This is a genomic window from Lacisediminimonas profundi, from assembly GCF_008831265.1.
Taxonomy (GTDB): Bacteria; Pseudomonadota; Gammaproteobacteria; order Burkholderiales; family Burkholderiaceae_D; genus Lacisediminimonas; species Lacisediminimonas profundi.
Genome location: NZ_VTTH01000012.1, coordinates 1 through 24,962, shown reverse-complemented (window position 1 = coordinate 24,962; position 24,962 = coordinate 1). Strand labels below are relative to the sequence as shown.

Annotated in this window: 21 protein-coding genes; 12 read left to right on the top strand and 9 right to left on the bottom strand. The window is 61.8% G+C overall.

Going from position 1 to position 24,962, the window contains the following annotated elements; all coding sequences use genetic code 11:
- Nucleotides 1-223: hypothetical protein (locus FVE66_RS20395; RefSeq protein ID WP_206668801.1), on the top strand; the 223-nt coding region annotated here is incomplete at its 5' end.
- A 209-nt stretch (nt 224-432) separates the two neighbouring features.
- Here the strand turns inward: FVE66_RS20395 and FVE66_RS20070 are convergent.
- From FVE66_RS20070 to FVE66_RS20040, 7 genes are all read right to left on the bottom strand, one after another.
- The gene (locus FVE66_RS20070; RefSeq protein ID WP_151449269.1) at nt 433-1,134 is read right to left on the bottom strand and encodes an ABC transporter ATP-binding protein; all 702 of its coding nucleotides are present in this window, start codon (nt 1,132-1,134) and stop codon (nt 433-435) included.
- Nucleotides 1,135-1,156: 22 nt separating this feature from the next.
- Nucleotides 1,157-1,924 (bottom strand): ABC transporter ATP-binding protein, encoded by a 768-nt coding sequence (locus FVE66_RS20065; RefSeq protein WP_151449268.1) that lies wholly within the window; start codon nt 1,922-1,924, stop codon nt 1,157-1,159.
- The gene (locus FVE66_RS20060; protein WP_151449270.1) at nt 1,921-2,916 is read right to left on the bottom strand and encodes a branched-chain amino acid ABC transporter permease; all 996 of its coding nucleotides are present in this window, start codon (nt 2,914-2,916) and stop codon (nt 1,921-1,923) included. Before FVE66_RS20060 ends, FVE66_RS20065 begins: the two co-directional genes overlap by 4 nt.
- A gap of 52 nt (nt 2,917-2,968) precedes the next feature.
- A complete protein-coding gene (locus FVE66_RS20055; protein ID WP_151449267.1) occupies nt 2,969-3,841 on the bottom strand; it encodes a branched-chain amino acid ABC transporter permease in 873 nt (290 codons plus the stop codon).
- Nucleotides 3,842-4,042: 201 nt separating this feature from the next.
- Nucleotides 4,043-5,212 (bottom strand): ABC transporter substrate-binding protein, encoded by a 1,170-nt coding sequence (locus FVE66_RS20050; protein WP_151449266.1) that lies wholly within the window; start codon nt 5,210-5,212, stop codon nt 4,043-4,045.
- Nucleotides 5,213-5,292: 80 nt separating this feature from the next.
- Nucleotides 5,293-6,153, bottom strand: coding sequence for an alpha/beta fold hydrolase (locus FVE66_RS20045; RefSeq protein WP_151449265.1), 861 nt, complete (start codon nt 6,151-6,153; stop codon nt 5,293-5,295).
- Between the two features lie 83 nt (nt 6,154-6,236).
- Nucleotides 6,237-7,799, bottom strand: a complete 1,563-nt coding sequence (locus FVE66_RS20040; protein WP_151449264.1) for a benzoate-CoA ligase family protein — start codon at nt 7,797-7,799, stop codon at nt 6,237-6,239.
- Nucleotides 7,800-8,086: 287 nt separating this feature from the next.
- On the opposite strand from FVE66_RS20040, the gene FVE66_RS20035 reads away from it, so the two are divergent.
- From FVE66_RS20035 to boxA, 4 genes are all read left to right on the top strand, one after another.
- A complete protein-coding gene (locus tag FVE66_RS20035) occupies nt 8,087-9,004 on the top strand; it encodes a helix-turn-helix transcriptional regulator (protein WP_151449263.1) in 918 nt (305 codons plus the stop codon).
- Between the two features lie 105 nt (nt 9,005-9,109).
- Complete coding sequence (gene boxC, locus FVE66_RS20030) at nt 9,110-10,765, top strand: 2,3-epoxybenzoyl-CoA dihydrolase (protein ID WP_151449262.1); 1,656 nt, start codon at nt 9,110-9,112, stop codon at nt 10,763-10,765.
- Between the two features lie 103 nt (nt 10,766-10,868).
- Nucleotides 10,869-12,296 carry a benzoyl-CoA 2,3-epoxidase subunit BoxB gene (gene boxB / locus FVE66_RS20025; RefSeq protein ID WP_151449261.1) on the top strand — a complete coding sequence of 476 codons (1,428 nt, stop codon included), beginning with the start codon at nt 10,869-10,871 and terminating at the stop codon, nt 12,294-12,296.
- Between the two features lie 121 nt (nt 12,297-12,417).
- Nucleotides 12,418-13,692 (top strand): benzoyl-CoA 2,3-epoxidase subunit BoxA, encoded by a 1,275-nt coding sequence (gene boxA / locus FVE66_RS20020; RefSeq protein WP_151449260.1) that lies wholly within the window; start codon nt 12,418-12,420, stop codon nt 13,690-13,692.
- Nucleotides 13,693-15,673: 1,981 nt separating this feature from the next.
- Here the strand turns inward: boxA and FVE66_RS20015 are convergent.
- Nucleotides 15,674-16,570 carry a LysR family transcriptional regulator gene (locus FVE66_RS20015; protein ID WP_151449259.1) on the bottom strand — a complete coding sequence of 299 codons (897 nt, stop codon included), beginning with the start codon at nt 16,568-16,570 and terminating at the stop codon, nt 15,674-15,676.
- A gap of 152 nt (nt 16,571-16,722) precedes the next feature.
- Between FVE66_RS20015 and FVE66_RS20010 the strand changes: the two genes are divergently transcribed.
- The 7 genes from FVE66_RS20010 to FVE66_RS19980 all read left to right on the top strand — a co-directional run bounded on the left by FVE66_RS20010 (nt 16,723) and on the right by FVE66_RS19980 (nt 24,220).
- Nucleotides 16,723-17,577, top strand: a complete 855-nt coding sequence (locus FVE66_RS20010; protein ID WP_151449258.1) for an HTD2 family dehydratase — start codon at nt 16,723-16,725, stop codon at nt 17,575-17,577.
- 64 nt (nt 17,578-17,641) lie between these two features.
- Entirely contained in the window at nt 17,642-18,799 is a 1,158-nt protein-coding gene (locus tag FVE66_RS20005; RefSeq protein WP_151449257.1) for an acyl-CoA dehydrogenase family protein, read from the top strand.
- A gap of 11 nt (nt 18,800-18,810) precedes the next feature.
- Nucleotides 18,811-19,989 (top strand): CaiB/BaiF CoA transferase family protein, encoded by a 1,179-nt coding sequence (locus tag FVE66_RS20000; protein WP_151449256.1) that lies wholly within the window; start codon nt 18,811-18,813, stop codon nt 19,987-19,989.
- Between the two features lie 21 nt (nt 19,990-20,010).
- On the top strand, nt 20,011-21,363 hold the full coding sequence (locus tag FVE66_RS19995; protein WP_151449255.1) for an MmgE/PrpD family protein: 1,353 nt from the start codon (nt 20,011-20,013) through the stop codon (nt 21,361-21,363).
- Nucleotides 21,360-22,187: an HpcH/HpaI aldolase/citrate lyase family protein gene (locus FVE66_RS19990; protein ID WP_151449254.1), complete on the top strand. Its 828-nt coding sequence runs from the start codon at nt 21,360-21,362 to the stop codon at nt 22,185-22,187. Before FVE66_RS19995 ends, FVE66_RS19990 begins: the two co-directional genes overlap by 4 nt.
- A 55-nt stretch (nt 22,188-22,242) precedes the next feature.
- Nucleotides 22,243-23,247, top strand: a complete 1,005-nt coding sequence (locus FVE66_RS19985; RefSeq protein ID WP_151449253.1) for a TRAP transporter substrate-binding protein — start codon at nt 22,243-22,245, stop codon at nt 23,245-23,247.
- Nucleotides 23,248-23,398: 151 nt separating this feature from the next.
- A complete protein-coding gene (locus FVE66_RS19980; RefSeq protein ID WP_151449252.1) occupies nt 23,399-24,220 on the top strand; it encodes an FRG domain-containing protein in 822 nt (273 codons plus the stop codon).
- Nucleotides 24,221-24,775: 555 nt separating this feature from the next.
- On the opposite strand, the gene FVE66_RS20390 is transcribed toward FVE66_RS19980, so the two are convergent.
- On the bottom strand, nt 24,776-24,962 hold a 187-nt coding region (locus FVE66_RS20390; protein ID WP_206668800.1), incomplete at its 5' end, for a hypothetical protein.

The following is a 24,962-nucleotide window of genomic DNA, read 5'->3' as shown; positions in this document are numbered from 1 at the left end:
ATACGTTTTTGACGTACCTCCCGTATACGACGCCCCGAAATCTGATGGGATGGCGGAAAAAGAAGCGTGCTTGTCTGAGCGAAGCGAGTTTGCACGCTTCTCCGCCAGGCCGTCGGATTTTGGGGGGACCCCGAAGGGGCGTCGTATCCGGGTCGCCTTTCTTTGGTTCCTTTCTTTGGCGAGCAAAGAAAGGGACACGCCCGCCGGTGCGGAAACCGGCTAGGTCGCAAGCAACGCCAGTTCGAAAACAGCCCAACCGCCAGCAAACAAAGGAACCCGCCCTCCGGTGCGGAAACCGGCTAGGTCGCAAGCAACGATAGTTCGAAAACGTCGCAAACCGAGATCCGGCTCGCCGGTGCGGAAACCGGCTAGGCCGCATGGAAAGGAAAACGCCCCTCGGTGCGGAAACCGCCAGCAAAATCCAACGAAAAACTACACCCCCAAATACCCCGCCAACACCTCCTCCGACGCAGCGAGATCTGCAGAAGCCCCCGCCACCACAATCTTCCCCTTCTCCATCACCACTGCCACATCCGTGTGATTCAACACCGCCCGGTAATTGCGATCCACGATCAAGGTACTGATCCCCGTCCCCCGGATCGCCCCGATCACCCGCCAGATCTCCTGCACCACCAGCGGTGCCAGCCCCTCGGTCGCCTCATCCAGGATCAGCAGATCCGGATTGGTCATCAAGGCGCGCCCGATGGACGCCATCTGCTGCTCTCCCCCGGACAATTGCTGGCCACCGTGCCCAAGCCGCTCCTTCAAGCGCGGAAAAGTCTCCAGCACCCGCTCCAGGCTCCACTCGTTGCGGCCGTCGACACCGGGCCGGGCGCTCATCACCAGGTTCTCGCGCACCGAAAGATTGGGAAAGATGCCACGCCCTTCCGGCACGTAGCCAATCCCCAGCCGCGTCATCTTCTCGGGCGGATAGCCGGTCACGTCGCGCCCGCGCCATTGCACCTGTCCGCGTGTCACCGGCACATAGCCCAGCAACGAGCGGATCAGCGTCGTCTTGCCCATGCCGTTGCGCCCCAGCAGGCCCACTGCAGTGGCCGGCGGGATATGCAGGTCGACCCCCTGCAGGATGTGGCTGTCGCCGTAGTACGTGTGGATGCCGCTGAGTCGTAACATGCGAAAAGGGCCGGTTGGATTGCTAGTGCGCGTGCTCTTCGCCTAGATAGGCGACCTGCACGTCCTTGTTGCTGCGGATCCGCTCCGGCAGGTCGCTGGCGATCACCTCGCCGTTGACCATCACGGTAATGATGTCGGCCACCCGGAACACGGCGTCCATGTCGTGCTCGACCAGCAGGATGGCGTGATCCTGCTTCAGATGTTCCAGCAAGGACAGCATGCGTTCGCTTTCCTCCGCACCCATGCCTGCCAGCGGTTCATCCAGCAGCAGTACCCGTGGCCGGGTGGCCAGGCACATGGCGATTTCCAGCTGGCGCTTCTGTCCGTGCGACAGGCTGCCGGCCGGGCGTTGCGCGACATGGGACAGGCCCGCCACCTGCAACACCTCGTGCGCGATCGGCATGCTGTGGCGGCAGTGCTGCGCGTCCTGGAACAGCCGCCATGGCTGCTGCGACGCTGCCTGCGCTGTCAGCCGGCAGTTTTCCAGCACGCTGAACTGCGGGAAGATGGTGGTGCGCTGGTAGCTGCGGCCAATGCCGGCGCGCGCGCGGCGGAACTGCGGCAGGCGGGTAATATCCTGCCCGTCCAGCGCAATCGTGCCCTCGGACACTGGCAGCTCGCCGGAGATCATGTTGATCAGCGTCGACTTGCCGGCGCCGTTGGTGCCGATCACGGCATGCAGTTGGCCCACGTGCAGGGCCAGCGAGACACGGTTGACCGCGGTCAGGCCGCCGAAGCGGCGCGTCAGCGCCTGTGCTTGCAGCAGGGCAGGGCGGGGCGCGGTGTTCATTTCGCCTCCCCCTTGCGTGCCAGTCCGGCGATGCGACGGCCGGCGCCGATCAACCCGTCGGGCAGCAGCGCCACGAAAAATATCATCGTCAGGCCCAGTGTCAGTTGCCAATGGTCGGCCAGCCGGCCGAGCAGGGCGGCGGACGAAAAAAACTCTTTCAGCAGCACGAAAGCGATGGCGCCCAGCACCGCCCCGCGCAGGCTGCCCAGCCCGCCGAGGATGATCATCATCAGCACCGCGCCCGATTCGTGCCAGGACAGGAATTCCGGATTGACGCCGCCATTCTTGGCCGCCATCAGGAAGCCCGCCAGGCCAGCCAGCAGGGCAGCAATGACAAAGGCAGCGAGCTTGTAGAAATAGGTGTTGAAGCCGGCGGCGCGCATGCGCTGTTCGTTGACGCGGATACCGGCCAGCGCATGGCCGAAGCGCGAGCGCCGGACCAGGGCCAGGAAAATGTAGCCCAGCACCAGGGCCGCCACCGAGAAGTAGTACATTTGCCGGCCACTGCCAAGGTCGGCGATGGCTTGCCCGGCAATCGCCAGCACCGGGCGAACGTTCAGGAAAATGCCGTCGCTGCCGCCACCCAGCTTGGTGTCGTGGAAGACGAAATATGCCAGCTGGGCAAAGGCCAGCGTCACCATGATGAAATAGATGCCTTTGGTGCGCAGCGACAGTGCGCCGACTGCCAGCGCATAGGCGCCGGCGGCCAGCATTGCCAGCGGCAACAGCGTCGCGACCGATCCCGCTTCATATTCCGGCGAGCCGAGCACGGTGACATAGGCGGCAATGCCGAAGAAGGCCGCATGGCCCAGGCTGACCAGCCCGGTCATGCCGACCAGCAGTTCCAGGCTGAGCGCGAAGATCGCATAGATCACGATGCGCAACACCAGGTCCTGCAGGTAGTCCGACATGAACAGCGGCATCAGCGCCAGCGCGGCGGCGATGGCCAGTGGCAGCATGGACTGCCGCCACAGCGGCGCCGAGGACTCCATGGCGGCCGCGGTGGCCGCGGCGTTGGCAGTGGTGATGGAAGGCGTGCTCAATTCAATAACCCCTGCTGCGCAAGCCTTCAGGCTTCCAGATCAGAATCAGCGCCATCAGGATGTAGATGCTCATGCCGCTGTACTGCGCGAAAAAAACCTTGCCGAACGTATCGACGAAGCCGACCAGCAGCGACGCGATCAGCGCCCCTGAAATGGAGCCGATGCCGCCGATCACGACCACCACGAAACAGATGATCAGTATCTGCCCGCCCATGCCCGGATAGACCGAGGATGCCGGCGCGGCGATCATGCCCGCCAGCGCGGCCAGCGCGACGCCGGCTGCAAACACGATGCGGTACAGCAGCCGGATGTTGATGCCCAGTCCGCGCACCATGTCGCGGTTGCTGGCGCCGGCGCGGATCATCATGCCCAGCCGGGTGCGGTTGACCACGAAGTACAGGCCGATCGCGACCACCAGGCAGGCCGCCGAGGCGAACAGGTTGTAGACCGGATAAGTCATCAGGTCGCCCAGCGCAAAGCCGCCGGACAGCCACGGCGGCGCCTTCACGCCATGCACGTCATTGCCCACCAGCAGGCTGCGCAATTCCTCGAACACCAGGATCAGCGAATAGGTCATCAACACTTGCTGCAAGTGATCGCGTTGATACAGGTAACTGAAGAACAGCCATTCAAGCAGATAGCCGAAGATCGCAGCCAGCAGCACGCCAACCAGCATCTGCAGCAGGAACTGGTCGCCGAACAGCGGCGCCATCACGAAGGCCATGTAGGCGCCGATCATGTAGAAGCTGCCGTGCGCCAGGTTGATCACGCCCATGATCCCGAAGATCAGCGTCAGCCCGCTGGCCACGAGAAACAGCAGCAGGCCGTATTGGACCGCGTTCAGGCATTGGACTAGAAAGGTGGGGAGATCCATTGGGTGCTTCGTTGGGTGGTACGGGTGGTGCTGTGGTGGGTGGCGGGGAGTGGGTGGTGGGAGGTGGGTGTGGTGGCGTGGTGTGCTACGGAACCCCATCCCCCCCTTGCAGGGCGCGTCTGCGCTTGCAAGCGCAGACCGTTCCGCAGGCGGGCAGCATGCTGCCCGAAACCCCTGCTACACCCCCCGCCCTCCCTCACATCACATCTTGCATCCACGCCCCGGATCCGCCAACTGCTTGATGGCCACCCCTTGGTACTCGTTGAGCTTGCCCTTCACCTGCCGCGTATAAATATCCTGGATCGGATTATGCGCAGCCGACAGCTTGAATTTCCCCCGCGGGCTGTCGATTTCCGCTTTCTCCATGCCAGCCACCACCTGGTTCATCTTCTTGATGTCGCCATTGGCGGCCTTCAGGCCGGCCAGCAGCATTTGCGCCGCGTCGTAGCCCTGGACTGCATAGACGTCGGCATTGGCCTTGTAGGTCTTGGCGAAATTCAGCCGGAACGCCTTGTCGCGCGGATTGTTCAGGTTGTCCGCATAGTGCAAGGTGGTGATCATGCCCTGCGCTGCCTCGCCCTGGCCTTCCAGCGTGCCGTCGGTCAGGAATCCCGGCCCGTACAGCGGGATCGTCTTGTTCAGGCCGGCAGCCGCATAGTCCTTCACGAACTTGACCGCGCCGCCACCCGCGAAGAACGAGTACACCGCATCCGGCTTTTGTGATGCGATCTGGGTCAGCAGCGCCTGGAATTCCACATTCGGGAAGGGCAGGGTCAGGTTCTGCACCACCTTGCCGCCGCCTTTTTCAAAGCCCTCGGCAAAACCTTTCACCGATTCATTGCCGGCCGCATAGTTCCAGGTCAGCGTAATGGCTTTCTTGTGTCCCTTCTTGGCTGCTACCTCGCCCATTGCATAGGCCGGCTGCCAGTTGGAGAAAGAACTGCGGAACACGGTCTTGCTGCACATCGGCCCGGTGATGGCGTCGGCGCCCGCATTCGGAATGATCAGCAGCGTGTTGTTTTCCTTGGCCGCGCGCGCCATCGCCAGCGCCACGCCCGAGTGCACGGTGCCGACCACCACATCGACCTGGTCGCGCTTGATCAGCTTGTTGACGTTGTCCGTCGCCTTGGACGGCTCGGACTCGTCGTCCACCTTGAAATACTGGATTTCGCGGCCGGCCAGCTTGCCCCCCTGTTCCTGCACATACAGCTTGAAACCATTCTCGATCATGTTGCCCAGGCTGGCATAGGTGCCGGTGTAGGGCAGCATGAAGCCGACCTTGATCGGGCCGGTTTGCGCATGGCTGTAGCCGCACAGCGTCAGCGCGGCTGCCGCCATTGCCAGGCGGATGGATGGGTGTCGCAGTTGCATGGAGTCTCCTTGTGGGCTTGCTGGTTTTTTTCGGTTGTTCTGGTTGGGCGCTTCGGTTTTTTGCCCGGAATTGCCTGGATCTACTTGTCCCGTGAGTCCGGCTGCGCCGGCCTTCCTGGCAACTGGCTGATAATGAAGTTTCCCGCCTCCCGGGTCAATGCTTCCGGCTGGTCCCGGTGCGGCGAATGACCGCAGTCCGACAGGGCCACGATTTTTGCATGGGGCACGCGGCGGGCAATGCCCTTGACCTGTTCCATGGTTCCGTATTCATCGTTCTCGCCCTGCACGGCCAGCAGCGGGCAGGTGATGTTTTTCAGTTCGTCCTCGATGCTCCACTGCCGGAACTCTGGTTTCAGCCACACGTCGTTCCAGCCATAGAAAACCGAATCGACGTCGGCATGGTAGCGCGCCAGCCCGGCCCGCATGCCCCGGCCCCCCTGTTCGTAAACCGGGCGCGCCGCGGCAATGCCGGCGACGGTCAGGTCTTCCACCAGGATGTGCGGCGCCACCACCACCGCGCCGGCCAGCTGGTCGGGAAGCCGCGCGGCAAAGATCAGTGCGATCGAGGCGCCGTCGCTGTGGCCAAACAGCCAGGGCCGGGAAATTCCCAGGTGCCGCAGCAGCGCCGGCAGCAATTCGGTCGCCTGGCGGTGCATGAAATCCATCTGCGGCAATTCGTCGCGCGGGCGCGGCGTCGAATGGCCGTGCCCATAGCGCGAATAGACCAGCCCCTTGAAGCCGAAAGCACGGCAGAACTGCTCGGGGTAGTCCTTCCACATCGAGATCGAACCCAGCCCCTCGTGCAGGAACACGACCACCGGCATCGAAGAATCGGGGTCGCCGACCCACTGGTATTCCAGCGAGATCGGGCGGCCGTTCCAGTCCAGGTGTGCCAGGCTTGCGGTGTGCGGGGTGTCGAGCGGTTTCGGGTTGCTTGCCATCTTCTATCTTGTGAACTGTATCGTGTATGTTTTGCGTGTCTGTCTTGTGCGTCTGTCTTGCGCGTCTATATTGCGCGTCGTGTTCAGTCCTGCAGCGCGCGCAGCTTGAAGCGCTGGATCTTGCCGGTGGCGGTTTTCGGCAACTCGTCGACGAAATGTATCTCGCGCGGGTACTTGTGCGGCGCCAGCCGTGTCTTGACGAAGCCTTTCAAGTCTTCCTTCATCGCCTCGTTCTGCTGCTGGCCGGCGCGCAGCACCACATAGGCCACGGTCCTGGTCAGCCCCTGTTGGTCGGTGCGGCCGATCACGGCCGATTCCAGCACGCCGGGGTGCGCGATCAGGGCCGATTCCACTTCGATCGGCGACACATATTGTCCGCTCACCTTCAGCATGTCATCGCTGCGGCCGGCATAAGTGTAATAGCCTTGCTCGTCCAGCACGTACTTGTCGCCGCTCTTTACCCACTCGCCCTGGAAGGTGCTGCAGCTTTTTTCGCGACTGTTCCAGTACAGCAGCGCCGCGCTCGGTCCCTTGATATACAGGTCGCCGACTTCGCCGGTGCCCACCGGATGGCCGTCATCGCTGCGCAGCGCGACTTCATAGCCTGGCACCGGCTTGCCGGTGGCGCCATAGCGAATGTCGCCCGGACGGTTCGACAGGAAGATGTGCAGCATTTCGGTAGAGCCCAGGCCATCCAGTATATGGGCGCCAAAATGGGCATGGAATTTCTCGCCGACCTCGCGCGGCAGCGCCTCGCCGGCGGAAGCGCAGACTCGCATCGCCACCTGCTCGCGCGCAGGCAGCGCATCCGAGGCCAGCATTGCCACATACAGCGTCGGCACGCCGCAGAAAACGGTCGGCTTGTACTTCACCAGCCGCTCGAAGATGGCGGCTGGGGTGGGGCGTTCGGCCATCAGGATCACGGTGGCGCCCGCGAACAGGGGGAAGGTCAACGCATTGCCCAAGCCGTAGGCGAAGAACAGTTTCGCCGCCGAGAACACGACGTCGTCCTCGCGCACGCCCAGCACCGGCTGCCCGTACAGCGCGGCAGTCCAGTACAGGTTGGCATGGCTATGCACCGTGCCCTTGGGTCGGCCGGTCGAACCGGAGGAATACAGCCAGAACGCGAACTGGTCCGCATGGGTGTCGGCATTGCCGTCGACCGGCAGCGGCGGCTCGGCCAGCAGTTGCGTGAAGGGAAGGGCGCCGGATGGCAGCGCCTGCATGTCGCCGGCAAGCACCAGTTGCGGTGAACGGCCGCTTTCCGCGATGGCCTGGCTGACCGTGGCGCACAAGGGGGCCGAAGCGATCACCACCCGGGCTTCGCTATGCGCCAGCATGTACGCGTAGTCCGCCGCCGGCAGCAGGGTATTGACCGGCACCGGCACGATTCCGGCGAACAACGCGCCCAGGAAGGCCACCGGCATGTCGACCGTGTCGAGCATGACAAGCATCACCCGTTCCTCGGGCCGCAGGCCCAGCGCCAGCAGCCCCGCAGCGCAGCGCCGTACCCGCTCGTCCAGCTCGCCATAGCTCATCCGGCGCGTGTCGTCGATATAGGCCGGCTTGGCCGCGCGGCCGCGGTTGATGTCAAGAATGTAGCGCGCAAAATTGAAGCGCTCGGGCAGCGCGCTCGGGTGTTCCATGCATGTCTCCTTGCGGCGTGCCGTCCGGCGGCGCGTCCTGTTTTTTGTACTGCGCTGTGTGCTGGTTTGGTGCAGGCTTTTTGAGCTTGGTGCCGACCAGGCATTGGCGTACCTGCATCCGTGCCATACGTGCACCCCTGTCGTCCCTGCCGGTCTGATCTGCATCCGAACTGGAATGCGGAACTGTAATGCATTGAAATCGAGTTTAAATGCAATATGTTGCGCAGGTCAAGGACGTGGCGGATAATATGCTTCATTGCAAATCAGCAGGCGCGAGCCGCTTCATCATGCCCGAGCTGGACCAAGAAAATGACAAGGATCTGCACCTGAAGGATCCATTCCTGACTGCGCTTGGCGAGCGCCTGAAGATGCTGCGCTCCCGCCGCGGCATGACCCGCAAGGCGCTGGCGCGCATGGCCGACGTTTCCGAGCGCCACATTGCCAATGTCGAGTCCGGTGTCGGCAATGCGTCGATCCAGTTCCTGCGGCAGCTGACGGTGGTGCTCAACTGCACCCTGGCCGAAATGATCGGCGACGAGACCGCGTCCTCGCCCGAGTGGCTGATGATCCGTGAGATCCTGCGCGGCCGCTCGGAGGAAGAGTTGGCCAAAGCCCGCGCATCATTGGCGCAGGTGTTCGATACGCCCACCAGCGACGCCTCGCGCCGGCAACGCGTCGCGCTGATCGGTTTGCGCGGCGCCGGCAAATCCACGCTGGGCCAGATGCTGGCCGACAACTGGATGGTGCCCTTTGTCGAACTGAACCGGCAGATCGAAGCAATGGCCGGCTGCAGCATCGCCGAGATCCACGCGCTGTATGGACAGAACGCCTACCGCCGCTATGAATACCGTGCCCTGGAAGAAACCATCCGGCGCTTCCCGCGGGCCGTGATCGCCACCCCGGGCGGCATCGTTTCCGAGCCGGCCACCTTCAACCTGTTGCTGTCGCATTGCTTCACGGTATGGCTCAAGGCCGCGCCGGAAGAACACATGGGACGGGTGGTCGCGCAAGGCGACAAGCGGCCCATGGCCGGCAACCGCGAGGCAATGGACGACCTGCGGCACATCCTGGAAAGCCGGGCCGAGTTCTATTCCAAGGCAGACCTGATCCATGACACCAGTGAAATGACGCAGGAGGCCGCGTTCATGGGCCTGGTGGACCAGATGCGGGGCAAGGCATTGATCCAGGATCAGCTGCGGGCATAGCGGGGCCGAACCGGGAGTGCATTTGATTTCTTGACCGGTTCCGAAACATGCAATATAGTTCCTGCACAGTAGTCCCCGTGCAGCATATTGCCTCTGAGGAAACCGATGTCCCAGCCCCCAGTCAACTATCAGACCACGCCAGGCCAGTACAAACACTGGGTCATGGCTTTCGACGGCCCGATCGCGACGCTGACCATGAGCGTCAACGAAGACGGCGGCCTGCGCGAAGGCTACAAGCTCAAGCTCAATTCCTACGACCTCGGTGTCGACATTGAACTGTACGACGCGGTCCAGCGCATCCGCTTCGAGCATCCGGAAGTGCGCACGGTGGTGCTGGCCAGCGGCCTCGACCGCATCTTCTGCTCCGGCGCCAATATCTTCATGCTGGGCAAGTCCACCCATGCCTGGAAGGTCAACTTCTGCAAATTCACCAATGAAACCCGCAACGGGCTGGAAGACTCCAGCCGCCATTCGGGACTGAAATTCGTGGCCGCCGTGAATGGCGCCTGCGCTGGCGGCGGCTATGAACTGGCTGCTGCCTGCGACGAAATCGTGCTGGTGGACGACCGCTCGTCGTCGGTGAGCCTGCCTGAAGTGCCGCTGCTTGGCGTGCTGCCCGGCACCGGCGGATTGACCCGCCTGACCGACAAGCGCCATGTCCGGCACGACCATGCCGACATTTTCTGCACCACCTCCGAAGGCGTGCGCGGCCAGCGCGCCAAGGACTGGCGCCTGGTCGACCATATCGCCAAGCCGGCCCAGTTCCAGCAGTTCGTGCGCGAACGCGCGCTGGCTTTGGCAGCGGCCAGCGACCGTCCGGCCAACGGGCGCGGCGTAGCGCTGCCGCCGCTGCAGCGCAGCCAGACTGAAAACGGCGTCGAATACACCCATGTCAGCGTCGCCATCGACCGCAAGGCGCGCACCGCAACCCTGACCGTCAAGGCGCCAGCCGGCGCCCAGCCAACTGACATTGCCGGCATCGAAGCCGCCGGCGCCGCCTGGTGGCCGCTGCAGATGGGGCGCGAGCTGGACGACCTGATCCTGCATCTGCGCACCAACGAACTGGATATCGGCACCTGGCTGTTGAAGACCTCCGGCGATCCCCATGCCATGCTGGAGATGGACGCCACGCTGCTGGCCAATCAGTCGCACTGGCTGGTGCGCGAAACCATCGGCCTGCTGCGCCGCACCTTCGCCCGTCTCGACGTTTCCTCGCGCACCATGTTCGCGCTGATCGACGAGGGCTCCTGCTTTGTCGGCACGCTGCTCGAACTGGCGCTGGCCGCCGACCGCAGCTACATGCTGGCGCTGCCGGACACGCCCGAAGCCGCACCGCGCATCGTGCTGTCGGACATGAACTTCGGTGTCTTGCCCATGGTCACAGGCCAGTCGCGCCTGGCGCGCCGTTTCTATGAAGAAGAACCGGCAATGGCAGCCGCGCGCGAAGCGAAGCAGCAGCCGCTGGATCACGCGCGGGCCATGGCGCTCGGCCTGGTCACATCCGACCCGGACGACCTCGACTGGACCGACGAAATCCGCCTGGCAGTCGAAGAGCGCGCCTCGATGTCGCCCGACGCCCTGACCGGGCTGGAAGCCAACCTGCGCTTCAATGGCCGCGAAACCATGGAGACCCGCATTTTCGGCCGGCTGTCGGCTTGGCAGAACTGGATCTTCGTCCGCCCCAATGCCGTCGGCGAATTGGGCGCACTGAAGGTCTACGGCAGCGGCAACAAAGCCCAGTTCGACATGAATCGCGTATAGATCCAAAAAAGTTCCACGTTCAGATCCAGATACAGACCCAAGCACAGATACACATACAGACATGCGCCCACAGCGCAATGCATGAAACTCCCGAGGAGACACCGTGAGCACGATCGATTACAGCGAAAAAATTCCGAACAACGTCAACCTGTCGCAAGACCGCACGCTGCAGCGCGCGCTCGAACACTGGCAGCCGAACTACCTGCAATGGTGGCGCGACATGGGACCGGAAGGCTCGGTGGATTACGACGTCTACCTGCGCACGGCGGTCAACGTCACGCCCGAAGGCTGGGCGCATTTTGGCCACGTCAAGATGCCGGACTACCGCTGGGGCATTTTCCTGGCCCAGGCGGAGCAGGACCGCAAGGTGAATTTCGGCGAGCACAAGGGCGAGAATGCCTGGCAGGACGTGCCCGGCGAGCACCGCGCCAACCTGCGCCGCATGATCGTGACCCAGGGCGACACCGAACCCGCTTCGGTCGAGCAGCAGCGCCACCTGGGCCTGACCGCCCCCTCCAACTACGACCTGCGCAACCTGTTCCAGGTCAACGTGGAAGAGGGCCGTCACCTGTGGGCCATGGTCTACCTGCTGCACAAATATTTCGGGCGCGACGGCCGCGAGGAAGCCGAAGAACTGCTGCAGCGCAATTCCGGCGACCAGGACAAGCCGCGCATCCTTGGCGCATTCAACGAGAAGACGCCGGACTGGCTGGCCTTCTTCATGTTCACCTATTTCACCGACCGTGACGGCAAGTTCCAGCTGTGCGCACTGGCCGAATCCGGCTTCGACCCGCTGTCGCGCACCACCCGCTTCATGCTGACCGAAGAAGCGCACCACATGTTCGTCGGCGAATCCGGCGTGGCGCGCGTGCTCAACCGTACCTGCCAGGTGATGAAGGAATTCGGCATCGAGGATCCGGCACAAGTGCGCGCCAAGGGTGTGATCGACCTGCCGACCATACAGCGCTACCTGAACTTCCACTTCAGCGTGACCATCGACCTGTTCGGCGCCGACCAGTCCTCCAACGCCGCGACCTTCTACACCACCGGTCTCAAGGGCCGTTATGAAGAGACCAAGCGCAGCGATGACCACCTGCTCAAGGACAACAGCTACAAGATTCTTGAAGTGGTAAATGGCCGGCTGGTGGAGAAAGAAGTGCCGATGCTGAATTCGCTCAACGAAGTGCTGCGCGACGACTACATCCGCGATTCGGTTGCCGGCGTCGGCCGCTGGAACAAGGTGCTGGAAAAGAATGGCGTCAGCTTCCGCCTGCAGACCCCGCACAAGGCCTTCAACCGCAAGATCGGCACCTTCGCCAATATTCGCGTCGCACCGGACGGCAGCGTGGTTTCCGAGGCAGAATGGCAGGCAAATGTGAACAACTGGTTGCCGAGCGACGAAGACCGTGCCTATGTAGCTTCGCTGATGGGGCGGGTGGTCGAGCCGGGCAAGATGGCAAACTGGATTGCACCGCCGCCGATCGGGATCAACCGGCAGCCGATTGATTTTGAATATATCCGGTTTAACTGACGAGTATCGAACGCAACTATCTGCTCCCTCCCCTTGAAAGGGAGGGAGCGTTCATGGCTTGCGCAAGCCGGTGCCCTTGCCCCGCCCGAACCTTTTCCCGCATCTCACCCCGCCCACGCCGATGAACGCTCCCGAACAAGTCATACTCCTTCGCCAGCACCTGATCGACCCCGAAGTCTGCATCCGCTGCAACACCTGCGAAGAGACTTGCCCGATCGATGCCATCACGCATGACGAGCGCAACTATGTCGTCAACGCCGACATCTGCAATGCCTGCAATGCCTGCATCTCGCCCTGTCCGACCGGCTCGATCGACAACTGGCGCACGGTGCTGCGCGCCTCCGCCTATTCGATCGCCGAGCAACTGACCTGGGACGAATTGCCTGCCCAGCAGGAGCTGCCGGCCGAAGGTGCGCTCCAGGTTGAGCCTGAGGCCGAGTCCGCGCCTGCCCCGGCAGACGGTACCGCACTCGCCGCGGTTGTGGACGGCCAGCAGGTCAATGCCGCGACCACCAGCACATCGCAGGTTCCGCCCTGGTCCGCAGCCCATCCCTACCTGAATCTCTACAACCTGAAACGTCCGGTCACAGCGACCGTCGCCGGCAACTTCAGGCTGACCGCTCCCGATGCCGACAGCGATGTGCGCCACATCGTGCTCGACTTCGGCACCTGCTTCTTCCCGGTGCTGGAAGGCCAGTCGATCGGCATCCTGCCGCCGGGCACCGATGCCAGCGGCAAGCCGCACTACCTGCGCATGTACTCGGTAGCCAGTGCGCGCGACGGCGAACGCGAGGGCTACAACAACCTGTCGCTGACAGTAAAGCGGGTCGAAACGGATCATGAGGGCAAGCCCGTGCGCGGCGTCGCCTCCAACTATCTGTGCGACCTGCAAAAGGGCGATACGGTGCAGGTGACCGGCCCCTTCGGCACCAACTTCCTGATGCCCAACCACGCCGGCTCCAACATCCTGATGATCTGCACCGGCACCGGGTCGGCACCAATGCGCGCGATGACAGAACACCGCCGCCGCATGTTCGCCAAAGGCAAGCCGCTGGATGGCAAGCTGACGCTGTTCTTCGGCGCCCGCAAGCCGGAGGAACTGCCCTATTTCGGGCCGCTGCTGAAGCTGCCGTCTGAATTCATCGACATGCACCTGGCATTTTCACGCGTATCCGGCCAGCCGCGCGCCTATGTGCAAGACAAGATCCGCGCCGCCAGCCAGCGGGTGGCTGAACTCCTGCGCGGAGATACCTACGTCTACATCTGTGGCCTGAAGGGAATGGAAGCCGGCGTGATGGAAGCAATGCAAGAAGTCTGCAGCGCTAACCAGATCGACTGGCCCGCCTTGCACGCGAAGATGGTCGCCGAAGGGCGGTTCCATGTGGAGACGTATTAGTCCTGGGGTCACGTAGTCTTGGGGTCAGGTCTTGACTTTTACTGCACAATCGTTCGGTACAGTACATATCGAGATCTGACCCCATGCTCGCCATATTCGATTTGGCGGCTTACTGGCTTGCGGGTCGTGTGGCTGGGTTTGATGGTTGTGGTTGTGAAGCCGGGAGACACCCCGGCGGGTGTGTTCCTTTCTTTTAGAAAAAGAAAGGAACCAAAGAAAAAACGTCAACACCCACTTGGCCAACGCCCGCTTCGATAGGCAACCAGACTCGGACGCCTGGGCCGAACCAGTGCGACGTTCGCGAGGAAAGTCCTGCCACACGTTCGCCTCTGACCGGGATCAGCCAACCCGCTTCAATGCCGCCGACCGCACACCACCGCTCGTTGACTCCCAATTATTTTCGAAGCTGCTAATTGATTCTTGAGGTCGGGCTGTCAAGGGGCAAGGCGTCTTGGAAATTTTGGGCCATACTTCGCTGTTCCTTGCCTTTCTTCGAACAGCCCCATCGCTTGTTTGAAGCTTCGAAAGCCATCAGTCCTGGGGTCAGGTCTTGACTTTTACTGCACAACCGTTCGGTACAGTACATATCGAGATCTGACCCCATGCTCGCCATATTCGATTTGGCGGCTTACTGGCTTGCGGGTCGTGTGGCCGGGTTTGATGGTTGTCGTTGTGAAGCCGGGAGACACCCCGGCGGGTGTGTTCCTTTCTTTTAGAAAAAGAAAGGAACCAAAGAAAAAACGTCAACACCCACTTGGCCAACGCCCGCTTCGATAGGCAACCAGACTCGGACGCCTGGGCCGAACCAATGCGACGTTCGCGAGGAAGGTCCTGCCACCCGTTCGCCTCTGACCGGGATCAGCCAACCCGCTTCAATGCCGCCGATCGCACACCACCGCTCGTTGACTCCCAATTATTTTCGAAGCTGCTAATTGATTCTTGAGGTCGGCTTGCCAAGGGGCAAGGCGTCTTGGAAATTTTGGGCCATACTTCGCTGTTCCTTGCCTTTCGTCGAACAGCCCCATCGCTTGTTTGAAGCTTCGAAAACCATTAAGAGTCAACGGTGCGCCGGGCATCGGTATAAGACACTTCATGTAGTCCTGGGGTCAGGTCTTGACTTTTACTGCACAACCGTTCGGTACAGTACATATCGAGACCTGACCCCATGCTCGCCATATTTGATTTGGCGGCTTACTGGCTTGCGGGTGGTTTGGCTGGGTTTGATGGTTGTCGTTGTGAAGCCGGGAGACACCCCGGCGGGTGTGTTCCTTTCTTTTAGAAAAAGAAAGGAACCAAAGAAAAAACGTCAACACCCACTTGGCCAACGCCCGCTTCGATAGGCAACCAGACTCGGACGCCTGGGCCGAACCAATGCGACGTTCGCGAGGAAGGTCCTGCCACACGTTCGCCTCTGACCGGGATCAGCCAACCCGCTTCAATGCCGCCGACCGCACACCACCGCTCGTTGACTCCCAATCATTTTCGAAGCTGCTAATTGATTCTTGAGGTCGGGCTGCCAAGGGGCAAGGCGTCTTGGAAATTTTGGGCCATACTTCGCTGTTCCTTGCCTTTCGTCGAACAGCCCCATCGCTTGTTTGAAGCTTCGAAAACCATTAAGAGTCAACGGTGCGCCGGGCATCGGTATAAGACACTTCATGGGGTTGGCTGATTAGGTAAGCGGCACCCAGCCGAGGGATCATCACTCGCGAACGTCGCACTGGATTAGCCCAGACATCCGAGTCTGGTTGCCTATCGAAGCGAGCGTTGGCCAAGTGGGTTTTGACTTTGGTTTCTTTGGTGACTTTCTTTTCCAAAAGAAAGTTACACACCCGCCGGGGTGTCTCCCGGCTTCACAACCACAACCACCAAACCCAGCCACACGCCCCGCAAGCCAAAAAGCCGCAAAACCGCAAAACCACAAAACCACAAAACCGCCAACCCACGGAATTGGGCAACGATCACCTTTCAATCAAGCGGCCTCCTACGCCACCGCCGGCGACCGGCAAATCTCCTCCACCAGCTCCCGCGCATACTGCGGCAATCCCTCCAGATCCTGCACCAGCACGCTGCGCTCCCGCACCGCCCACGGTTCGGAAAGCTCCACCAGCGCCAGCCTGGTCGTAGCAGAAAGCCGCAGGGCCGCGGAATAGGGCAGGATCCCGATTCCGACGTCCGCCTCCACCATCCGGCACATGGCTTCGAAGCCGCGCACCTGTATGCGCAGCTGCAGGCGTTGTCCGATTTCGGCGACCATGCGGTTCAGGAAATGCTGCAGCGTGCTGCCCTCATGCAGTCCGATATGCGGAAAATCCAGCGTCTCGGCGAACGAGATCTTGCCCGCCTTTGCCAATGGATGCTCCACCGCCGTCGCCAGCACCAGCCGGTCGGTAGAGAAATTGATGATGTGCAGTCCCTGCGCCTGTATCGTCCCGGCGGCGATGCCGATGTCCGCCGTACCCTCTTGCACGCCGCGCACGATCTCCTGGTTCAGGCGCTCTTCCAGCGCCACGTTCACCTGCGGATAACGCGCCAGGAAGCGACCCAGGACCTCGGGCATGAATTCGGTCACCGCCGTGGTGTTGGCGAAAATGCGGATATGGCCCTTGATGCCATTGTTATATTCCTGCATCTCGCTCTTGAGCCGCTCCACCTGCTGCATGATCTGCTGCGCGTTGCGCAGCAGCGTCTCGCCCGCCGGCGACAGTTGCACGCCTTTGTTCTCGCGGTACAGCAAGCGCATGCCGAAGCGCGATTCCAGTTCCTTCATGCGGGCGCTGGCAGCGCCCAGCGACAGGTGCATCCGTTCGGCAGCACGGGTCATGCTTTTGTGTTCGGCTATGTGAATGAACAAGCGCAGGTCGGTCAGATCGAAGAGCATGGGTTTTTCCGGTTCCAGTCGCGTGATTTTACGCTCTTGCGAGGCATCCATTCCCGATCCATCAGCCCGGCTGAACCCCCCCTTCAGAAAAAGCAGATTGCCGCCTGCTGCCAGCGCCGCCACAATTACGGCACTTTTATAATGAGGTGAGCATGGTATCTGACGCATTTGACATCACCCTGCTGAAGCAATGGGTTGGCAAAACTGAAACAGTCGATGACGTGGTCGACCTCGGAAAACTGCGCGCGCTGGCCGCAACCCTGGACCGCGAGCCGCCGGCGGACAACATGCTGCCGCCCTTGTGGCACTGGACGCATTTCTGGCCGATTGCGCCCGCTTCCCAGATTGGCGAAGATGGCCACCCCAAGCGCGGCGGTTTCCTGCCGCCAGTGCCGCTGCCGCGCCGCATGTGGGCCGGCGGACGCCTGCAATTCCACGCGCCGCTGCCGGTCGGCGCCGCCATCTCGCGTAAATCGACCATTCTCGATGTCGCCGCAAAAAGCGGCGCGACCGGGCATCTTGCATTCGTCACCGTCGGCCACGAAGTGTCGGTCAACGGCACCGTGGCGCTGACTGAAGAACACGACATCGTCTACCGTGACATGCCGCCGCCCGGCGCGCCCGCTGCCCAGGGCAAGCCGGCGCCCGCAGGCGAGGCCTGGTCGCGCACCATCCATCCCGACCCGGTTTTGCTGTTTCGTTATTCCGCATTGACCTTCAACGGCCACCGCATCCACTACGACCGCACGTATGTCACCCAGGTAGAAGGCTATCCAGGGCTGATCGTGCATGGACCGCTGATCGCGACCCTGCTGGTCGACCTGCTGTACCGAAACCTGCCGGATGCTACGCTCAAGAGCTTCAGCTTCCGTGCCGTCGGACCGCTGTTCGACATCGAGCCGTTCACCGTTTGCGGCTTGCCGCAAGGAGACGGCAAGACAGTGCGCCTGTGGGCAAAGAACGTGCGCGGCGAACTGGCCATGCAGGCCGAAGCAGTGATCGCCTGAGCCGGCAGCCATGCGCCGAACGACCAATTTAATCTGATCATCCATTCCACATCGAGACAAGAAAATGAGCCACGACAATAACTACCAGGACATCCGTGACGGCGTTCGCAGTCTGTGCGAACAATTCCCGCAAGAATATTTCCGCAAGACCGACGAGCAGCGCGCCTATCCAGCCGAGTTCGTCGAAGCACTGACCAAGGCCGGCTGGATGGCCGCGTTGATCCCGCAGGAATACGGCGGCTCCGGCCTGTCGCTGACCGAGGCCACGGTGATCATGGAAGAAATCAACCGTGCCGGCGGCAACTCCGGCGCCTGCCACGGCCAGATGTACAACATGGGCACGCTGCTGCGTCACGGCTCCGAAGCGCAAAAGAATTACTACCTGCCGAAGATCGCTACCGGCGAACTGCGCCTGCAGTCGATGGGCGTGACCGAGCCGACCACCGGCACCGACACCACCAAGATCAAGACTACCGCCGTCAAGAAGGGCGACAAGTATGTGATCAACGGCCAGAAGGTCTGGATCTCGCGCATCCAGCACTCCGACCTGATGATCCTGCTGGCCCGCACCACGCCGCTGGCCGAGGTCAAGAAAAAATCCGAAGGCATGTCGATCTTCCTGATCGACCTGAAGCAGGCAATCGGCAACGGCCTGACCGTCAAGCCGATCATGAACATGGTCAACCACGAGACCAACGAGTTGTTCTTCGAAGACCTGGAAATCCCCGCAGACAGCCTGATCGGTGAAGAAGGGCAGGGCTTCAAGTACATCCTGACCGGCCTGAATGCCGAGCGCATCCTGATCGCCGCCGAGTGCATCGGCGACGGCTACTGGTTCATCGACAAGGTGTCGCAATACTCCAAGGACCGCGTGGTGTTCGGCCGTCCGATCGGACAGAACCAGGGCGTGCAGTTCCCGATCGCCAAGGCCTACGTCAACATCCGTGCCGCCGACCTGATGCGCTACGAAGCAGCCCGCCTGTACGACGCCCACCAGCCCTGCGGCGCCGAAGCCAACATGTCCAAGATGCTGGCCGCCGACGCATCGTGGGAAGCCGCCAACGTCTGCCTGCAGTTCCACGGCGGCTTCGGCTTCGCCAATGAATACGACGTCGAGCGCAAGTTCCGCGAGACCCGCCTGTACCAGGTCGCGCCGATCTCGACCAACCTGATCCTGGCGCACGTCGGCGAGCATGTGCTCGGCCTGCCGCGCTCTTTCTGACCGGAGCAGCAATGAGACCTCTGGACGGCATCAACGTCATTACCCTCGAACACGCGATTGCCGCGCCGTTCTGCACCCGCCAGTTGGCGGACCTGGGCGCCCGCGTCATCAAGATCGAACGGCCCGGCGTCGGCGATTTTGCCCGCGCCTATGACAAACGGGTGCATGGACTGGCCTCGCATTTCGTCTGGACCAACCGCTCGAAGGAAAGCCTGTCGCTCGACGTCAAGCATCCGCAAGCACAAGGCATCTTTGCCGGCCTGCTCGAAAACGCCGACGTGCTGGTGCAGAACCTGGCACCCGGCGCAGCGGCCCGGCTCGGCCTGTCCTACGAAGCGCTGAAGGAGAAATATCCGAAGCTGATCGTGTGCGACATCTCTGGCTATGGCGACGACGGCCCCTATCGCGACAAGAAGGCCTATGACCTGCTGATCCAGAGCGAATCCGGCTTCTTGTCGGTCACCGGCACCCCGGAAGAACCGTCCAAGGCCGGCTGCTCGGTGGCCGACATCGCCGCCGGCATGTACGCCTATACCAACATCCTGGCAGCCCTGCTGCAACGAGGGAAAACCGGCAAGGGATGCCGCATCGACGTCTCGATGCTGGAAGCCATGGTCGAATGGATGAACTACCCGCTCTACTATGCCTTCGAAGGCGCCGAGCCGCCGCCGCGCGCCGGCGCTGCGCACGCCACCATCTACCCCTACGGCCCGTTCCCGGCCGGCGACGGCAAGACCGTCATGCTGGGGCTGCAGAACGAACGCGAATGGGTCACGTTCTGCGAAAAGGTGCTGATGTTGCCGGAGGTCGCGACCGACTTGCGCTTCTCGTCCAATTCCTCCCGCAATTCCTATCGTGCAGAGCTGCGCGCCATCATCGTCGACGTGTTCGGACGCCTGAACTCCGAGCAAGTCATCGAACGGCTGGAAGAGGCGCAGATCGCCAACGCCAAGCTCAACGACATGCACGACGTCTGGAACCACCCGCAGTTGAAGGCGCGCGATCGCTGGACCGAAGTCGGCACCCCGGCCGGGCCCATCCCCGCGCTGCTGCCGCCAGGCGTGCCCAACACCTATGTTCCCCGCATGGACCCGGTTCCGGCATTAGGGGAACATACGGATTCGATATTGGCGGAACTGGGATACGATCAGCAGCAAATCGAGGCATTGAAAAAAGAAAAAGCGGTCTGACCGCAGACAAGGAGAACACTGATGACTGACCACCCAAGCCGGGTACTGGCCACATTTGCCGCCAACCTGCAATTCGAAGACATTCCTGCCGCCGTCGTGCGCCGTACCGAAGACCTGCTGCTTGACTGGTTCGGTTCGGCAATCGCCGGCAAGGGCGCGCGTCCGGTCGAGATCATCGAGCAATTCGCGCTGGCGATGGGCCCCACCGACGGCCAATCCGAAGTGCTGATCTCGCGCCGCATGAGCTCGCCGTTGTTCGCGGCGATGGTCAACGCAGCTTCCTCGCATTTCGCCGAACAGGACGACCTGCACAACAGCTCGGTGCTGCACCCGGCGACCGTGGTGTTCTCGCCGGCGCTGGCCGTGGCGCAGGCCATCGGCGCCTCCGGCCGCGAATTGCTGACGGCATCGGTTGCCGGCTACGAAGTCGGCATCCGCGTCGGTGAATTCCTTGGCCGCTCGCACTACAAGATCTTCCACACCACGGCCACCGTCGGCACCGTGGCTGCCGCCGCCGCAGTCGGCCGCCTGCTCAAGCTCTCCCCCGAAAAAATGCTGCACGCCTTCGGCTCGGCCGGCACGCAAGCTGCCGGCCTGTGGGAATTCCTGCGCGACGCCGCCGACTCCAAGCAATTGCATACCGCCAAAGCGGCCGGCAATGGCCTGATGGCTGCCTATATCGCCGACAAGGGTTTCACCGGCGCCCTGCACATACTGGAAGGGGCGCAGGGCATGGCCGCCGGCATGTCCACCGACGCCGATCCGTCGCGCCTGACCGACCGCCTGGGCGAGCGCTGGGCCACCGCCGAAACCTCGTTCAAATTCCATGCTTCTTGCCGCCATACCCATCCCGCAGCCGATGCGCTGCTGGAGGTCATGACCAGCCACAAGCTGCGTCCGGAGCAGGTGCGCCGCGTCATCACCCGCGTGCACCAGGGCGCGATCGACGTGCTGGGACCGGTGGTCGATCCGCAGACCGTGCACCAGTCCAAGTTCTCGATGGGCACCGTGCTGGGCCTGATCGCCAATTACGGCAAGGCCGGCCTGGGCGAATTCCAGCAGTTCTACCGCGACCCGGCCGTCATCGCTTTCCGCGACAAGGTCGAAATGGTGCTCGACAAGGATGTCGACAGCGCCTATCCGGCGCGCTGGATCGGCAAGGTCACGGTCGAGACCGTTGACGGCGCCAGCATCGATTGCCGTGTTGACGAACCCAAGGGCGATCCCGGCAACACGCTGTCGCGCCAGGAGCTCGAAGACAAGGCATTGCGCCTGGCAGCCTTCTCCGGCGGCGCCACTCCCGCTGAAATGGGACGCGTGTTCGAACGTCTGTGGAACATCGAACAGGCCGACAAGGTCGGACGCTTGCTGTGAGCGGCATTCACCGTTCCTACCTGTTCGTTCCGGGCAATCGTCCGGAACGCTTCGACAAGGCCCTGGCGTCCGGCGCGGACGCCGTCATCATCGACCTTGAAGATGCCGTGCAACCCGCCGAAAAAGCCAGCGCCCGCGAAAGCGTCAGGACCTGGCTGAATGCAGAGCGCAGCGTCTACCTGCGCATCAACGCCGCCGATTCCGCATGGTTTCGCGAGGACCTGGAACTGTGCGGCCTGCCCGGCGTAACCGGCATCGTGCTGCCCAAGGCCGAGCGCACCAGCGACATCGACACCCTGGTCGGCGCCGGTGCCCGCCAGGTGTTGCCGCTGATAGAGACCGCACAGGGAATGTGGAACGCCAGCCAGCTGGCCCGCCAACCGCAGGTGCTGCGGCTGCTGTTCGGCACCATCGACTTCAATGTCGACATGGGCATAGACGGCGAAGATGACGAGTTGCTGTACTTCCGTTCCCAGCTGGTATTGCTGTCGCGCGTGGCTGGCATACAAGCGCCGGTCGATGGCGTCACCACCGAAATCGACGACCAGCACGCCGTATCTCACGACACCGAACGCGGCCGCCGGCTCGGCTTCGGCGCCAAGCTTTGCATCCATCCGAAGCAGGTGCCGCACGTCAACGCCAGTTTCATGCCGACCAGCGAGCAAGTGGACTGGGCGCGCAGGGTGCTAGCCGCGGCAAGCAAGTCGGACGGCGCTGCAATCGCGGTCGATGGCAAGATGGTCGACCGTCCGGTTATACTGAAAGCAAGGGAGATTCTTGCCGAATCGGAGCGCAGGGCCGGCGCCGGTCTGGCAAGGCAATAACATCCTGTAATACCAAGCCAACTATAAAATCCAATAAATACCCTAGGAGAGATCCATGTTTTTCAAACCATTCCACGTTGTCGCGCTGGTTGCGGCATTGAGCTCGGCCGCGGCTTTCGCCCAGGCGCCGATCGTCATCAAGTTCAGCCACGTCACCACCAACGATACGCCAAAGGGCAAGGGCGCCGACCGCTTCAAGGAGCTGGCCGAGAAAGCGACCAAGGGCCGTGTCAAGGTCGAGGTCTATCCGAACAGCACCCTGTACAAGGACAAGGAAGAACTCGAAGCCCTGCAACTGGGCGCCGTGCAGATGCTGGCGCCCTCGCTGGCAAAATTCGGCCCGCTCGGTGTCAAGGAATTCGAAGCCTTCGACATTCCCTACATTTTTCCGAGCAAGGACGTGCTGTACCGCGTGACCGAAGGCCCGGTTGGCAAGAGTCTGCTGAAGAAGCTTGAGACCAAAGGCATCACCGGCCTGTCGTACTGGGACAACGGCTTCAAGGTAATGACTTCCAACAAGCCGCTGCGTCATCCGGCCGATTTCAAGGGCCAGAAGATGCGCATCCAGTCGTCCAAGGTACTGGACGCGCAGTTCCGCGCACTCGGCGCCAATCCGCAGGTGATGGCATTCTCCGAGGTGTACCAGGCGATGCAGACCGGCGTGGTGGATGGTGGCGAGAACACCCCGTCCAACGTCTATACGCAAAAGATGCACGAGGTGCAGAAGCACCTGACCGTGTCTGACCATGGCTATATCGGCTACGCAGTGATCGTCAACAAGAAGTTCTGGGACGGTCTGCCGGCAGACATCCGCGGCCAGCTCGAAGGCGCGATGAAGGAAGCCACTCGCTATGCCAATGCCATTGCCCAGACTGAAAACGCGCAGGCGCTCGATGCCATCAAGAAGTCCGGCAAGACCACCGTCTATGTCCTGAACGACAAAGAGCGTGCCGAATGGCGCAAAGCGCTGCTGCCGGTCCGCAAGAGCGTCGAAGCCCGCGTCGGCAAGGAAGTGCTGCAGGCTGTGGACAAGGAATCGGCTGCGTTGGGCTTCAAGTAAATACAAGCAAGTACGAGCAAGTACAAGCAAGTACAAGTAGTAAGTACGAGCAGGCTTGACACCCCTCCCTGTGAAGGTGAGGGGGCCGGAATGGGTCCATGTGGGTCCATTCCGGCGAACGCACTACTGGCATCGCAATCACTGATCCCAAGTGAACACAATACAGATCACCAGCTGGGAAGAATTCGTCGCCCTGTCCGCCAAGCTGGACGGATGGGCCTTCCGTGGTCACCAGGACGAACGCTGGCCGCTGATCAGTTCGCTGACCCGTTATCTCTACGACTTCATCCCCAATCGCAAGGGCTGGCGCGCCCGCGAAGAACGTGCGATCCGCATTTTCCGGCGCAAGGCGCACAACTACCTTCCCGACGCCAACGTGCTGGACGAAGACCTGCGCTGCCTGGCACTGATGCAGCATCACGGCGCGCCGACGCGCCTTCTCGATTTCACCAAGTCGCCATTCGTAGCGGCTTTTTTTGCGCTTGAAAAAGCCACCTCCAACGCCGCTGTATTCGCGCTCAATACGCCGGTGCTGTACAACGCCACGCCGATAGGCCGGCCCGAACTGAGCCGTGACGAGATCGACCCCCGCCGCAAGGGAAATTTCGAGCGCCACTTCATCGACAATCACGAAGAAGTGATCTGGATCGGCGAGCCGACGCAAATGGACCGCCGGCTGGTGGCGCAGTCAGGCACCTTCGTCCTGCCCGGCGTGATCGACAAATCGCTCGACCAGATCCTGAGCCAGTACGGCACCAACGAAACCCTGATCAGCAAGATCATCCTGCCGCAGGCCATGCGGGAAGAGGCCATGCGGGCCTTGTACCGGATGAACATCACCAATTCGACGCTGTTTCCCGATCTGGAAGGGCTGGCGCGGTCGATTGCGTTCGAGCTTGAGATCATCTGGCCGGGGTTGATTGATGATCCCTCATACAGCATGAGGGCGGGGCCGGATGGGTCGGCTTGCTGAGGTTTTGGTTTGTTTGGTTTGGTTTGGTTTGTTTGGTTTGGTTTGTTTGTCGGTTATTGGCTTGCGGTTCGTATGGCTGGGTTTGATGGTTGTCGTTGTGAAGCCGGGAGACACCCCGGCGGGTGTGTTCCTTTCTTTTAGAAAAAGAAAGGAACCAAAGAAAAAACGTCAACACCCACTTGGCCAACGCCCGCTTCGATAGGCAACCAGACTCGGATGTCTGGGCTAATCCAGTGCCGCGTTCGCGAGAGATGATCCCTCGGCTGTACGCCGCTTACCTAATCAGCCAACCCCATGAAGTGTCTTATACCGATGCCCAGCGCACCGTTGACTCTTAATGTTTTTCGAAGCTTCAAATTGGCGATTGGGGTGGAATGGCTCGGGTCGATCGAACGATGACGCAATGATCAACCGCATTTGGATTAGCTCGCCCGATCACCCGATCACCCGATCACCAGATCACCAGATCACCCGATTACCAGATCACCAGATCATCAGGTCGGCAGGTCGGCAGGTCATCAGGTCATCAGGTCGTCAGGTCATCAGGTCATCAGGTCAATCGCCGATCGTCAATCGTCGATCAGCTCCACGGTGTTTCAATCGTTGTCCGTAGCGATACGTTTTTGACGTACCTCCCGTATACGACGCCCCGAAATCTGATGGGATGGCGGAAAAAGAAGCGTGCTTGTCTGAGCGAAGCGAGTTTGCACGCTTCTCCGCCAGGCCGTCGGATTTTGGGGGG